General features: G+C 57.1%; 11 protein-coding genes. 7 read left to right on the top strand and 4 right to left on the bottom strand.

Annotated elements, in window-relative coordinates; translation table 11 throughout:
* Positions 1 to 116: 116 nt before the first annotated feature.
* Entirely contained in the window at positions 117 to 866 is a 750-nt protein-coding gene (rph, locus tag ERD84_RS10145; protein WP_130039492.1) for a ribonuclease PH, read from the top strand.
* A gap of 52 nt (positions 867 to 918) precedes the next feature.
* Here rph and ERD84_RS10150 read toward each other — a convergent pair whose 3' ends face one another.
* Entirely contained in the window at positions 919 to 2,271 is a 1,353-nt protein-coding gene (locus tag ERD84_RS10150; protein ID WP_130039493.1) for an MmgE/PrpD family protein, read from the bottom strand.
* Positions 2,272 to 2,311: 40 nt separating this feature from the next.
* Positions 2,312 to 3,472 (bottom strand): acyl-CoA dehydrogenase family protein, encoded by a 1,161-nt coding sequence (locus ERD84_RS10155; protein WP_130039494.1) that lies wholly within the window; start codon positions 3,470 to 3,472, stop codon positions 2,312 to 2,314.
* A gap of 122 nt (positions 3,473 to 3,594) precedes the next feature.
* On the opposite strand from ERD84_RS10155, the gene ERD84_RS10160 reads away from it, so the two are divergent.
* The 6 genes from ERD84_RS10160 (at position 3,595) to ntrC (ending at position 10,616) form a co-directional block, all read left to right on the top strand.
* A complete protein-coding gene (locus tag ERD84_RS10160; protein WP_130039495.1) occupies positions 3,595 to 4,530 on the top strand; it encodes a LysR family transcriptional regulator in 936 nt (311 codons plus the stop codon).
* Positions 4,523 to 5,125: an RdgB/HAM1 family non-canonical purine NTP pyrophosphatase gene (gene rdgB, locus ERD84_RS10165; protein ID WP_130039496.1), complete on the top strand. Its 603-nt coding sequence runs from the start codon at positions 4,523 to 4,525 to the stop codon at positions 5,123 to 5,125. The genes ERD84_RS10160 and rdgB overlap by 8 nt, the downstream gene beginning before the upstream one ends.
* Entirely contained in the window at positions 5,122 to 6,384 is a 1,263-nt protein-coding gene (gene hemW, locus ERD84_RS10170) for a radical SAM family heme chaperone HemW (protein ID WP_130039497.1), read from the top strand. Before rdgB ends, hemW begins: the two co-directional genes overlap by 4 nt.
* Positions 6,385 to 6,602: 218 nt before the next feature.
* The gene (gene glnA, locus ERD84_RS10175; RefSeq protein ID WP_130039498.1) at positions 6,603 to 8,015 is read left to right on the top strand and encodes a type I glutamate--ammonia ligase; all 1,413 of its coding nucleotides are present in this window, start codon (positions 6,603 to 6,605) and stop codon (positions 8,013 to 8,015) included.
* 46 nt (positions 8,016 to 8,061) lie between these two features.
* Entirely contained in the window at positions 8,062 to 9,111 is a 1,050-nt protein-coding gene (gene glnL, locus ERD84_RS10180; RefSeq protein WP_130039499.1) for a nitrogen regulation protein NR(II), read from the top strand.
* Complete coding sequence (gene ntrC / locus ERD84_RS10185; RefSeq protein WP_130039500.1) at positions 9,108 to 10,616, top strand: nitrogen regulation protein NR(I); 1,509 nt, start codon at positions 9,108 to 9,110, stop codon at positions 10,614 to 10,616. The genes glnL and ntrC overlap by 4 nt, the downstream gene beginning before the upstream one ends.
* Before the next feature lie 12 nt (positions 10,617 to 10,628).
* On the opposite strand, the gene ERD84_RS10190 is transcribed toward ntrC, so the two are convergent.
* On the bottom strand, positions 10,629 to 11,411 hold the full coding sequence (locus tag ERD84_RS10190; protein ID WP_130039501.1) for an ABC transporter ATP-binding protein: 783 nt from the start codon (positions 11,409 to 11,411) through the stop codon (positions 10,629 to 10,631).
* Between the two features lie 4 nt (positions 11,412 to 11,415).
* Positions 11,416 to 13,146, bottom strand: coding sequence for an ABC transporter permease (locus tag ERD84_RS10195; RefSeq protein WP_245150664.1), 1,731 nt, complete (start codon positions 13,144 to 13,146; stop codon positions 11,416 to 11,418).
* Between the last annotated feature and the right edge of the window lie 4 nt (positions 13,147 to 13,150).

Here is a 13,150-nt window from a genome sequence, read left to right on the forward strand (position 1 = left end):
TTATTGTAAGCGGTTCGTGGGTGCCTGCCATCGCGCGCCGGGCGTCACCATGAGAGAATTCCCCCTGCTGAGCTTTATGTATTCAATTATTTATTCTTTATTCATCGGAGCCTGATTTGACTGAAACTGGTCTTTCCCCATCATCCAAACCCGCACGTTCAAGCGGCCGTAGCGCATCCGAGTTGCGTCCGGTGTTTATAGAAACCGGCTACACGCGCCACGCTGAAGGCTCCGTATTGATCAAGGCTGGCGATACACATGTATTGTGCAACGCCAGTGTGCTCGAAAAAGTGCCTCCGTTTCTGAAGGGAAAAGGGCAGGGCTGGGTAACAGCCGAGTACGGCATGTTGCCTCGTTCCACGCACACACGCTCTGACCGCGAAGCGGCGCGTGGCAAGCAAAGCGGCCGCACCCAGGAAATCCAGCGTCTGATTGGCCGTAGCTTGCGTGCAGTATTCGATCTGACTGCTTTGGGCGAGCGTACCGTGCAGCTCGACTGCGATGTATTGCAAGCAGATGGTGGCACACGTTGCGCCAGCATTACCGGTGCCTGGGTGGCGGCTGCCCTGGCGGTACGCGGTCTGCTTGAGCAGGGTGTGCTGACCCAAAACCCCTTGTTGGACCAGGTGGCTGCGGTGTCGGTGGGTCTAGTAAGTGGGCAGGCGCTGCTGGATCTGGACTACACCGAAGATTCAGGGTGCGGCGCAGACATGAATATCGTTATGACTGGCGTCGGTCATTTTGTGGAAGTACAAGGCACTGCCGAAGGACAGACCTTTGAGCGCAAGGCGCTGGACGAACTGCTGGACTTGGCGCAGGCGGGTATAACGCAGTTGCTTGCAGAGCAAAAACGCGTCTTGGCTTAAGTCTTGGCAGCGGCCCAGGTCTTGGTCTTGAGGCTGGCTGTCTTGAGTGAGTTCAGCCCAGGAAATGGCCGACACGCTCGGCGTCAGCCTGGTGCCATACCTTCTGGATGATGGCCTGGACCTCATCTGTGCTCGCCGCATTGCGATAGGTGCCCAGGCGCTGGGCCTTGTCTTCGAGTTCGGGGCGCGATAGCGTATTGCCGGGGTCGCCTTTGGGCTCGTCGACACGACCCGACAAAGTGCGGCCGTCGAAGGTTTGTACGGTGACCTTGCCTATCCATTGTGCCGGATAGGCGGCGTCGACCTCGGTGTCGAGGTCCATCGAGACGCGTTCGCGGAAGTCGGCAGTGGCCTGGTCGTTCAGGGCTGTATCGAACTCTGGCAGGCCGGCCCTGCCATGCAGGGCGATCAGGCCCAGCACCGTGCCCATCGAGAACTTGGACTGGTGCACTGAGGCGGGTTTGACGACGGGCCCCAGGACATCGATGGCGCCCTGGTGTACATGGGCGACAACGGATGCAATGTCGTTGGCCGACAGCTTGTGCGATTGCAATACTTGCTGCAGTGCGTCGGCGGCGGGGTGCGTATGTCGGCAGGAAGCATGAAACTTGAACGAGGTTTCCAGCACGGTCCAGCGCGTGCCCAGGCCATCGGTCAGTTTGGCCGGGTTGGCGTCGCTGGACATGCCGGCAGCCATGCCTTGCGGGCCTTCCAGTATTTGACGTGCACCAGTAAAGCCATCGTGCGCCAGGTAGGCAGCAGTCAGGCCGTTGGCCGCTGCCTTGGCCGTATGTAATTGTTTGGAGTCGGCGGCATCACGCAAGAACTCCCACAGGCCAGCTGCTTGTGTGCCGGCCGAACCCAGGGCATGCAGCATCTGTTCATTATTCAGATTGAGTAGCCGGCCGACGGCCACCGCCGCCGCCAGGGCACCTGCCGTACCTGTGGTATGGAATATCTTGTAGTGTGAACGACCCAGGAATTCGCCTATGCGTATGCCGGCTTCGTAGCCGGCTACTGAGGCCACCAGCAGCTCTTTACCCGAGCGGCCCAAAGCCTGTGCCACCGCAATGGCAGGAGGGAAGACCACGGCCGCCGGATGAAATACCGAGCCATTGTGCACGTCATCTTGCTCGACCATATGGGCCGATGCGGCATTGACCATGGCAGCGAACAGCGGGCTGGTGCTGCGGCGGGTGACCAGGTTTTCGCAAGGGCCGCTGGTAGGGCCCATGGCATCGGCGAACTGTGCAATGCTTTGCACTGCCCGGGCACTGGACCCCGCCAATGCCGATACCAGGTAATCGAGCATCAGGTCTTCGGTGCGTCGCAGGACAGGCGCAGGAATATCGTCGTAACTCAGTTGGGCGGTAAATTCGGCAAGTTCTGCACTGGGGTGGCTCATGGTCGCATCCTTGGCTAAGCGGTTGTACAGGAAGGTTGGGTCAAAACGAGCGGGGCAGGCCCAATATGTGCTCGGCTACGTACGACAGGATCAGATTGGTGGAGATGGGTGCCACCTGATACAGCCGTGTTTCGCGGAATTTGCGCTCGATGTCGTATTCGTTGGCAAAGCCGAAGCCACCGTGGAACTGCAGGCAGGCGTTGGCGGCTTCCCATGATGCGTCGGCAGCCAGCAGTTTTGCCATATTGGCCTGGGCGCCGCAGGGCTGGTGGGCGTCGAAGAGGCGGCAGGCTTCGAAGCGCATCAGGCTGGCGGCTTCGACGTTGATGTGGGCACGTGCGATGGGAAACTGCACACCCTGGTTTTGTCCGATAGGGCGGTTGAAAACAACGCGCTCTTTAACGTAGGCCGATACTTTGTCGATAAACCAGTGGCCGTCGCCGATACACTCGGCGGCAATCAGGGTGCGTTCGGCGTTCAGGCCGTCCAGGATGTACTTGAAGCCTTTGCCTTCTTCGCCGATCAGGTTTTCGGCGGGGATTTCAAGGTTGTCGAAGAACAGCTCATTGGTTTCGTGATTGACCATATTGGGAATGGGGCGTACTTCCATGCCTTTTCCTATGGCCTGGTGCAGGTCGACCAGAAAGATGGACATGCCTTCGGATTTCTTCTTGACCTGATCCAGCTGTGTGGTGCGCGCCAGCAATATCATCAGGTCGGAGTGCTGTATGCGTGAAATCCATACTTTCTGACCATTGATCACATAGCGGTCGCCTTTTTTGACGGCTGTGGTCTTGATCTTGGTGGTGTCGGTGCCTGTGGTGGGCTCGGTGACACCCATGGATTGCAGGCGCAATTCACCGCTGGCGATGCGGGGCAGATAAAGTTGTTTCTGCTCGGCTGAGCCGTGGCGTAGTAAAGTACCCATGTTATACATCTGGCCGTGGCACACACCTGAGTTCCCGCCGTTGCGGTTGATCTCTTCCATGATGACCGAAGCTTCAGTCAGGCTTAAGCCTGAACCGCCGTATTCTTCGGGAATCAGGGCCGCCAGCCAGCCGGCTTCGGTCAGCGTCTGGACAAACTCTTCAGGATAGCCGCGCTCTTCGTCAATTTTGCGAAAATACTCTGCCGGAAACTGGGCGCAGAGATCGCGGATGGCATCGCGGATGTCTTGAAATGAGTTGGCATGCTGGGTCATGGTGTGCGGTCCGGTTTATTACAATAGCGATTACTTTGCCTGAACCCGCCAAGCTTGCCAATTATTGCTTGCTTAAGCCGGGGTTTGCGAATTTTGAAGAGAACATCTGGGGAAGCGCCAACATGGCCATGCACTTTGATTTGACCGATATGCAGTTGATGGTAAATGTGGCCAGCGCACAAAGCATGACCAAAGGTGCCGAGCGCTCGTTTTTATCGCTGCCGGCGGCAAGCAATCGGGTCAAGAATCTTGAAAACCATCTGGGCACGGCTTTGTTCTATCGGAACAGCCAGGGCGTGACCCTGACCCCGTCAGGCGAGGCCTTTATACGTCATGCCCGTATTGTGCTGCGCCAGCTTGAGCACCTGCGGGGCGATATCCAGGAATACGCCAGTGGCGTCAAGGGCAGGGTCAGGGTGTATGCCAACACCACCGCCATGAATGAATTCATGCCCAACATCCTGGCCAGCTATCTGGGTATGCACCGCGACGTCAATGTGGAACTGCGTGAGCGGCTCAGTTATCTTGTCGTCAAGGCAGTTGCCGATGGTTCCGCAGACATAGGCATTACAGCCCAGGAGGGTGGTGGTGAAAATATCGAGTTTCTGCCTTATCGCACCGACAGGCTGGTGCTGGTCACCCATCGGGACCATCCCCTGGCGGCAAATGAATCCATTAATTTTGACGAAACCCTGGCCTACGATTATGTAGGCCTGTCGGAGACCAGCGCCATTCATGCGTTTTTGCTGCAAGCGGCTGATGACCTGGGCAGGGTGCTGCGTTTTCGCGTAGAGGTCAGCAATTTTGAAGCGGCCTGCCGTATGGTTGCCTCCCATGTAGGCATAGGCGTGATTCCGGAAACAGCCGCGCGGCGTTACATCAAGGATTTGCCCTTGAAGCTGATCTCACTGAATGATGCCTGGGCATTGCGGCGACTGCATATCTGTGTCCGGCAATTTGACCGTCTGCCTGTGTTCGCCAAAGAGCTGGTGTCTTTGCTGGTCAAGGATGCCGTGACCAGCCAAGAGGAAATCGTTGAGGACGAAAAGAATGACTAAAGTGGTATTGGCCTCCAATAATGCAGGCAAGCTGAAAGAATTTTCAGCCATATTGGCCCAGGCGGGCATAGACATGGTGGCACAAGGCGAATTGGGGGTGTCCGAGGCCGAAGAGCCTCATGCCACATTCGTGGAAAATGCTTTGGCCAAGGCGCGCCATGCCAGCAGACAAACGGGTTTGCCTGCTCTGGCCGACGATTCCGGTTTGTGTACACAGGCCCTGAACGGCGCTCCCGGGGTCTATTCGGCTCGCTATGCCGCCATGGCAGGCGGTGAAAAGTCTGATGCCGCCAATAATCGGCATCTGGTGGCACAACTGGCATCACAGACTGATCGCAGTGCCTGTTATGTTGCGGTGTTGGTGTACGTGAGCTCTGCTGACGATCCTCGGCCCCTGATTGCCGAAGGTAGCTGGCAGGGACGGATCATAGACCAGCCACGAGGAGATAACGGTTTTGGTTACGATCCTTATTTCTATCTGCCTGATCAGGACCGGACCGTAGCCGAGCTCGAGCCTGCGGAAAAAAATGCCCAAAGCCATCGCGCTCAGGCCTTGCAGGTGTTGTTGGGTGCTCTGCGAGCACGTGTGGCATGAAGAAGCCCACGGTCGTGCCTCGATCCGACGAGGCTGGCTCCGCAGCCGGCGCCAGGCTGATTCAACCACCCCGGTCGTCCCCGGTTGTACCTGGAGTGGGGGGTAAGACAATACTGACGAGCCTGCCGCCTCTGTCTTTGTATGTACATGTTCCCTGGTGTGTACGCAAATGCCCTTACTGTGATTTCAATTCGCACGAACTGGGTGCGGAACTGCCTGAGCTGGATTATCTGGCCGCCTTGCAGGCCGATCTGGAGCAGGCGCTGCCTTTGATCTGGGGCCGCCAGGTGGTTTCCATTTTTATTGGAGGTGGGACGCCCAGCCTGTTGTCTGGCCAGGCACTGGACCAGATGCTGGCCATGTTCCGGGCTTGCCTGAATCTATTGCCCGATGCCGAAATTACCCTGGAGGCCAATCCGGGCACGGTAGAGGCCGGCCGCTTTGCCGATTATGCTGCCAGCGGCGTCAACCGAATTTCCCTGGGTATACAAAGTTTCGATAATCGGGCGCTCGCAGCCTTGGGGCGCATTCATAGCGCCGAGCAGGCCTGTGCCGCAATCGAGGTGGCACAGAAGGTGGTCGACAGGGTCAATCTGGACATCATGTATGCCCTGCCCAATCAATCCATTGACGAATGTGTCCAGGACCTGCGGCATGCCATGTCATTCCAGACCGGGCATTTGTCGCTATACCACCTTACGCTGGAGCCCAACACGGTTTTTGCCAAGTATCCCCCGACTGTACCGGATGACGATAGCAGCGCGACCATGCAGGATATGATCGCCGAAGCCACGGCTGCCGGGGGGTGGGAGCGCTACGAGGTCTCCGCCTATGCGCAGCCCGGCCAGCGCTGTCGGCATAACCTGAATTACTGGGAGTTTGGTGATTATCTGGGCATAGGTCCGGGAGCACACGGAAAGTTGTCTTTCCACGACAAAATCGTGCGTCAGGCCAAGCTTAAAAATCCATCGTCCTGGATGGCGAAAGCCGTGCTGCGCGATGGCAGTCATTTATCAGAAGACCGGCAAATAGACTGGAAAGACCTGGGTTTTGAGTTCATGATTAACGCCTTGCGGCTCAAGCAAGGGGTTCTACGTAGCAGCTATATAGAGCGGACCGGGCAGTCGATTCTCGCCATTGCACCAGCGCTCGAGCGCGCGGTAGCGCGTGGCTTGCTCGAACCAGGCCATGAAAGGCTGCAGGCAACGGAGCAGGGCTGGCAATTCCTTAATGAGCTGCAGGCCGAATTTCTTGATTGAGTTTTTCCAGGCACTTTTCATACAGAGAAAAAAAATCTTGTATAAGCGCTGGGCGCACTATAATTTGCACCATAAGGGTGCGTTTGGCCTTGTTTTGGTGCAATCAGCCATCCACATGCGCAAATCTGGCATCAACCCTGCGAACAAAACTGGCATGGCTTTTGCTTGATAGGACCTGTCTTTAATTTTTCCGCTTACTTTGGCTCAGGAGCCCCTATATGTCCACACCCGAAGACGTCGTCAAACTCATTACAGAACGCGAAATCGCTTTTGTTGACTTCCGCTTTACTGATACGCTGGGCAAAGCACACCATCTCACGGCCCCGGCCCACACCGTAGATGAAGAAAAGCTTGAAACAGGGGTTGCATTCGACGGTTCATCCATTGCCGGCTGGAAGGGCATAGAAGCGTCCGATATGGTGCTGATCCCGGATGCAAAGTCGGCACGTCTGGATCCCTTCCGTGAAGAGCCTACTCTTAATCTGACTTGCGATGTGGTCGAGCCTTCAGACCTGAAGGGCTACGACCGTGATCCGCGCTCCCTGGCCAAGCGTGCCGAAGCCTATCTGAAGTCCAGCGGCTTGGGTGATACGGCTTATTTTGGCCCCGAGCCAGAATTCTTTGTCTTTGACGGCATCACCTGGAACGACGATATGTCCGGCTGCTTTGTCAAGATCAAGTCCGAAGAGGCTCCCTGGTCACGCAGCATGGAACTCGAAGGCGGCAATCTGGGCCATCGTCCTCGTGCCAAGGGCGGCTATGTGCCCGTTCCTCCGGTCGATTCGTTTCACGACATGCGCTCCGAAATGTGCCTTCTGCTGGAACAGCAGGGCGTGCCCGTCGAGGTGCATCACCACGAAGTTGCCGGCCCTGGACAGCTTGAGATCGGTACCCGGTTCAGCACTCTTGTCGAGCGTGCCGACTGGAATCAGATCCTGAAATACACAGTGCATAATGTGGCCCACGTCTATGGCAAGACGGCCACTTTCATGCCCAAGCCTATCGTTGGCGATAACGGTTCCGGCATGCACGTACACCAGTCCATCTGGAAAGACGGTCAGAACCTGTTTGCCGGCAATGGCTACGCAGGCCTGTCTGAATTTGCCTTGTTCTATATTGGCGGCATCATCAAGCACGCGAAAGCGCTCAATGCCATCACCAACCCCGGTACCAACTCGTACAAACGTCTGGTTCCGCATTACGAAGCACCCGTCAAACTGGCTTATTCGGCCCGCAACCGCTCGGCCTCCATCCGCATTCCTTATGTCGGCAACCCCAAAGCCCGTCGCGTAGAAGCTCGTTTCCCCGACCCTCTGGCCAATCCCTACTTGGCTTTCTCCGCCTTGATGATGGCGGGTCTCGATGGTGTTCAGAACAAGATTCATCCTGGCGATCCGGCCGACAAGAACTTGTACGACCTGCCGCCAGAAGAAGATGCAAAGATCCCAACCGTTTGCGCATCGCTGGAAGAAGCTATTGCCGCGCTCGATCAGGACCGCGAGTTCCTGACGCGTGGAGGTGTATTCAGCAACGATATGCTGGATGCCTATATCGATCTGAAGATGGCCGAAGTCACGCGCTTGCGCATGACTACGCATCCCGTCGAGTTCGATATGTATTACAGCCTGTAGTATCGGGGCGGCCATCTGCCGTTTTACGGCAGCATCAGGAAGAGTCATGGACGTAGCCAGTTACGACTTACTATCGACCGCCGTGTTGCTGCTGAATGGTGATGGCTGCATTGAGCATGCCAATACGGCAGCCGAGGAGCTGTTCAGCGTTTCACGCCGTCAGCTGCTTGGTCAGCCGGTACACAAGTTGTTTGGCTCGGATGAGGCGCTGGCCGAGCGGTTGCCTGACGCCATTGCCGGCCGTTTCGGCATTTTGCGGCAGGACCTGGTGGTGGATCGCCGCGGCGAAAGAGTGGCGGTCAGTCTGGCGGTCGTGCCGCTGGACAAGCAGGCATGGTCCGCCTTGGTCGAAGTGCGGCTGGTGGAGCACCACATCTTGATCCAGCGCCATCAACAGCTAAGCAAGGAATTGACCGCACAGCGCGAATCATTGCGTAATCTGGCACACGAGGTCAAGAACCCCTTGGGTGGTATACGGGGCGCTGCACAATTGCTGGAAGCCGAGTTGGGCGATGATGCTCTGGATGAATACACGCAGGTGATTATTGCCGAGGCAGACCGGCTCGCAGGCTTGGTGGATCGCCTGATCGCACCCCAGGGCGAAACTTTGCAGGAAAGCACCTTCAATATTCACGAGATTTGTGAGCGGGTGCACACTTTGGTCAAGGCCGAGTTTCCAAAGATTGGTTTTACCCGCGACTACGATGCGTCGGTTCCTGATGTGAAGGGAGACTTTGCACGTCTGTTGCAGGCCATGCTGAATATTACGCGCAATGCTGCCCAGGTACTGAATGAAACACAATCGACAGAAGGGCCGTGCATCACCCTGCGTACCCGGATAGGCCGGCAGCTGTTGCTCGCCGCTCACCAGGCCAAGCTGGCTATTGTGGTGTCGGTGCTCGACAATGGTCCTGGTGTGCCAATAGGGTTGCGAGACAAGCTGTTTCACCCGCTGGTGACCGGACGGGCCAGCGGCACAGGGCTGGGCCTGAGCCTGGCTCAGGAATTTGTTCAGCAGCATGGCGGCATCGTTGAGTTCGATTCGATCGAGGGCCAGACGGAATTTCGCCTGATCCTGCCTTTGGAGTCTGTATGAAAGCTGTATGGATAGTTGATGACGACCAGAGCATACGCTGGGTGCTTGAAAAGGCCCTGGCGCGTGTGGCCATACCGGCTCGCAGCTTTGATTCAGCGGGCCAGGTCCTGGCCGCATTCGAAACCGAAACGCCATCTGTACTGGTGACCGATGTGCGCATGCCTGGTGAAGATGGACTGAGCCTGCTTCATCGCATCAAGCAGGCTCAACCTGGTTTGCCAGTTATCGTCATGACGGCATTCACCGATTTGAATAGTACGGTAAAAGCCTTCCAGAAGGGGGCATTTGACTACTTGCCCAAGCCGTTTGATGTGAATGCAGCTGTTGGTCTGATACAGCGAGCGGCACGAACGGACGAAAAAGAGGCACCTGCCGAGCACGGCACTGAAAGCATTCCCCGGCAGACGGGACGGGTGATGGTGCAGTCAGCCTCTCCGGCCATGCAAGAAGTATTCCGAGCCATAGGGCGTCTGGCGGCTTCCAGCGTCACTGTGTTGATTACCGGAGAATCAGGTACTGGAAAAGAGCTGATCGCCCGTGCCCTGCATGATCACAGTAATCGGGCGCAAGGGCCTTTTGTTGCGCTGAATGCGGCCGCCATACCCAAGGACCTGCTCGAGGCAGAGTTGTTCGGACATGAGCGGGGTGCGTTTACCGGAGCAACTCAACAACGCCGAGGGCGTTTCGAAGAAGCCAATAATGGCACGCTGTTTTTCGATGAAATCGGTGATATGCCGCTGGAGTTGCAAACCCGGCTGCTCAGGGTGCTGGCCGAAGGCAGCTTTTACCGAGTAGGAGGATCGCAGGCCATACAGGCCAATGTGCGAATTGTGGCAGCGACTCATCAACCGTTGGAACAGCGGGTGGCCGAAGGCAGTTTTCGCGAAGACCTTTTTCACCGCCTGAATGTCATCAGGCTGCGTTTGCCGCCTTTGCGGGAGCGTACCGAAGACATCCCGGCATTGACCCAGCTGTTCATGCGTAACAGTGCCGAGGATCTCGGCGTTCCCGCCCGACGCTTGTCTGTCGAAGCCATGCATTGGCTGTCTTCGTTCAATTTTCCTGGCAACATCCGCCAGCTGGAGAATCTTTGCCAGTGGTTGACGGTCATGTCTTCAGGTCAGGTAATCGAAGCCAAAGACCTGCCGCCCGAAGTACTTGAGCATGTGCGCAATCAGGGTGCTAAACCTATTGCCGATACGCATGACGCCACGCCCAATATATCGTCCCAGCAGACTACGCAGCGTTCAGAAGCGGACGTTGCCCTCGCCAGGGTCGACCTTGCGGCGCCAGCCTGGACGCGTGAGCTGACGCAAGAAGCTGAGCGACGACTTATGCGCAATGAGCCTGCAATCATGGCGACGCTCCTACGCGACTTCGAGCGGGTGTTGCTCGAGACTGCGTTGGCGCATAGTCGGGGCCGGCGCATGGAAGCGGCACAGCGCCTGGGCATAGGGCGTAATACGCTGACACGCAAATGTAGCGAGCTAGGCCTGGACAATTAAGCTCGATAGACCCTAAACGACTTCTCCACGCAAATAGGCCTGTGCGCGCAGTGACATCAGGGTTTCGCGCTTGATGAAGTCCGCCACGAAGTCATTGACGGGATGTTGATGCAGACCGTGGGGAGTGTCCCACTGAACGATTTTGCCTTGCTGCATGACGCCGATCCGGTCAGCAATGGCGAATGCCTCGGCCTGGTTATGGGTAACCAGCATGGCAGTATGGCCTGTGCTCTTCAGAATGTCGCGCACCTCGAAAGCCAGTCGCTCGCGTGTGTCGACGTCAAGGTTGGAAAATGGTTCATCGAGAAGCAGCAGATCGGGTTCCGGTGCCAGAGCGCGTGCCAGGGCAACCCGTTGTTGCTGTCCGCCTGATAACTCATGGGGGTAGCGGCGTTCTGTGCCTTCAAGCCCCGTCAAGGCGAGGAGCTCGCTGACTCGTTGTGTGCGGCGTGCCTTGTCCCATTTGCGTAAGCCGAAAGCGATATTTTTTTCGACAGTCAGATGAGGAAACAAGGCATAGTCCTGAAACATCATGCCCACATTGCGGCGCTCGGGCGCCAGTTGCCGGCCAACTTCAGACAGGCAGCAACCACCCAGCGAAATTGACCCCTCGCGCAAAGGCTCAAAACCGGCGATGGCTCGTAATATGGTCGTTTTACCGCAGCCTGATGCACCCAGCAAGCAGCCTATGCCACCTTTGTTCAGGGCTAGCTGCAAAGACTGAACGACCGGGACGAGTCCATCAGGCGTATTGTATGACAGCGAGATTCGATCTAATTCAAGGAAATCCGACATAGGGTTAATGACTTGTTTTGAGTTGGGCACGCGCCAGCAGTATGACCGGCAACAATCCAGCCAGGACAATGGCCAGTGCCGCTACGGCACCTTCTTCGTAGGTGCCTCGTGCGGCTTCGGCATAAAGCCAGGTAGCCAGGGTTTCAAAGTTGACCGGTCGCAGCAGCAGTGTGGCTGGAAGTTCCTTCATGGTATCAACAAAGACCAGCAAGGCAGCCGCGCTCAGGGCTGGCCGCAACAGGGGCAGGTGTACCCGTCGCAAAGTACCCGCCGAGGTTTCTCCGAGCAAGCGAGAGGCCTGCTCGAGCGAGGGTGGAATGCGGGCCAGTCCGGCTTCGATACCGCCAATCGAGATGGCCAGGAAGCGGATCATGTAGGCGCAGACCAGTGCTGTACTGCTACCCATGAGCAGTAGCCCCGGATCTGGATTGCCCAACATTTGCCAGACCCAGCCGGCCAGCCCGTCCAGGAGCATGAAGGGCATGAGCAGGCCTATGGCCAGCACCGTGCCGGGAATGGCATAGCCGCAAGTGGCGATGCGGGTGCAAAGCCTGGACAGACTCATCGGTGCGCCGTGCCGGATGACGCGTGCTGCCCAGACTGCCACCAGCCCGGCGAGCACGGTGACTACCGTAGCAATCAAAGCGATCTTGACTGTGTTGTAGCCGCTATGCAATAGCTGATCGGACACCGAGCCTATGGTGTGAAAATGCTTATAGGTTTCGTTAAGCAGGTAGAGCCCGGGAGCCACAAAGCCTATGACAATAGGAAACCAGCCAAGCGCAATGGCAAGTACCGCTTGTGATCCCTTCAGTTTGCTGGCTTGCAGGGTGCGTGTGCGCTGTGTGCTGGCATAGCGTTGACGGCGTCTGCCATGGCGCTCGAACAGAATCAGTACAGCGACAATAGCCAACATGGCCAATGCGATCTGCGCCGCACCGGCGAGATCTGAACGGGTGACCCAAGTGGTATAGATGGATACCGTCAGTGTCTGCACGCCCAGAAACTCTGAAGCGCCGATATCGTTCAGTGTTTCCAGCAAGGCCAGGCTCACGCCCACGGCAATGGCTGGTCGTGCCATGGGCAGTGCAACGCGAAAGAAGGCTCCGCGCCCGGTTGTGCCCAAAATGCGTGCAGCTTCCAAGAGGCTTCCGGCCTGCGTGGCGAACATCACACGAGTGCTAAGGTATACATAGGGGTAGAGCACAAAACCCAGCAGGAAGATGGCGCCAGGCAGGGAGCGTAAGTCGGGCAGACGAAACTGACGCGGACTATCGTAACCCAGCAGCTCGCGTAAGACAGTCTGGATCGGTCCTATGGGATGCAACAGATCCAGATAAGCGAACGCCACGATATAAGTAGGTACTGCCAAGGGCAGCAGCAGCGCCCAGGACAGGATGCTGCGCGAAGGAAAGTCGTAGGCAGTAATCAGCCAGGCACTACCTACACCCAGGCAGGTAACGAGTGTGCCAACGCCCAGGAGCAGCAGCACGGTGTTCCATAAGGCTGTAGGCAGAACGAATTGCAGCAGGTGGGTCCAGTGCTCGGCGGTACCCTGGAAGGTAAACCACAGTAGTGAAAGTACCGGGGCAATGACACACAAGGCGATTACGAAAGCGGCTATCCGCCAGCCTAGACCAGGATCGAAGAAAAAACGGCGATGTGAAGACAACAGCAGATATTCCTGCAAAAATCGGAAAAACGCGGGCCATAAGGCCCGCGTTTGCGTGAGCATGAGA

This window comes from Pollutimonas harenae, from assembly GCF_004153685.1.
GTDB lineage: Bacteria > Pseudomonadota > Gammaproteobacteria > Burkholderiales > Burkholderiaceae_B > Pusillimonas_C > Pusillimonas_C harenae.

Bases quoted from the DNA above. Each gene is read 5' to 3' on its own strand.
- ERD84_RS10150 (WP_130039493.1), bottom strand. From the start codon at position 2,271: ATGAGCCACCCCAGTGCAGAACTTGCCGAATTTACCGCCCAACTGAGT.
- ERD84_RS10155 (WP_130039494.1), bottom strand. From the start codon at position 3,472: ATGACCCAGCATGCCAACTCATTTCAAGACATCCGCGATGCCATCCGC.
- ERD84_RS10160 (WP_130039495.1), top strand. From the start codon at position 3,595: ATGGCCATGCACTTTGATTTGACCGATATGCAGTTGATGGTAAATGTG.
- rdgB (WP_130039496.1), top strand. From the start codon at position 4,523: ATGACTAAAGTGGTATTGGCCTCCAATAATGCAGGCAAGCTGAAAGAA.
- hemW (WP_130039497.1), top strand. From the start codon at position 5,122: ATGAAGAAGCCCACGGTCGTGCCTCGATCCGACGAGGCTGGCTCCGCA.
- glnA (WP_130039498.1), top strand. From the start codon at position 6,603: ATGTCCACACCCGAAGACGTCGTCAAACTCATTACAGAACGCGAAATC.
- glnL (WP_130039499.1), top strand. From the start codon at position 8,062: ATGGACGTAGCCAGTTACGACTTACTATCGACCGCCGTGTTGCTGCTG.
- ntrC (WP_130039500.1), top strand. From the start codon at position 9,108: ATGAAAGCTGTATGGATAGTTGATGACGACCAGAGCATACGCTGGGTG.
- ERD84_RS10190 (WP_130039501.1), bottom strand. From the start codon at position 11,411: ATGTCGGATTTCCTTGAATTAGATCGAATCTCGCTGTCATACAATACG.
- ERD84_RS10195 (WP_245150664.1), bottom strand. From the start codon at position 13,146: ATGCTCACGCAAACGCGGGCCTTATGGCCCGCGTTTTTCCGATTTTTG.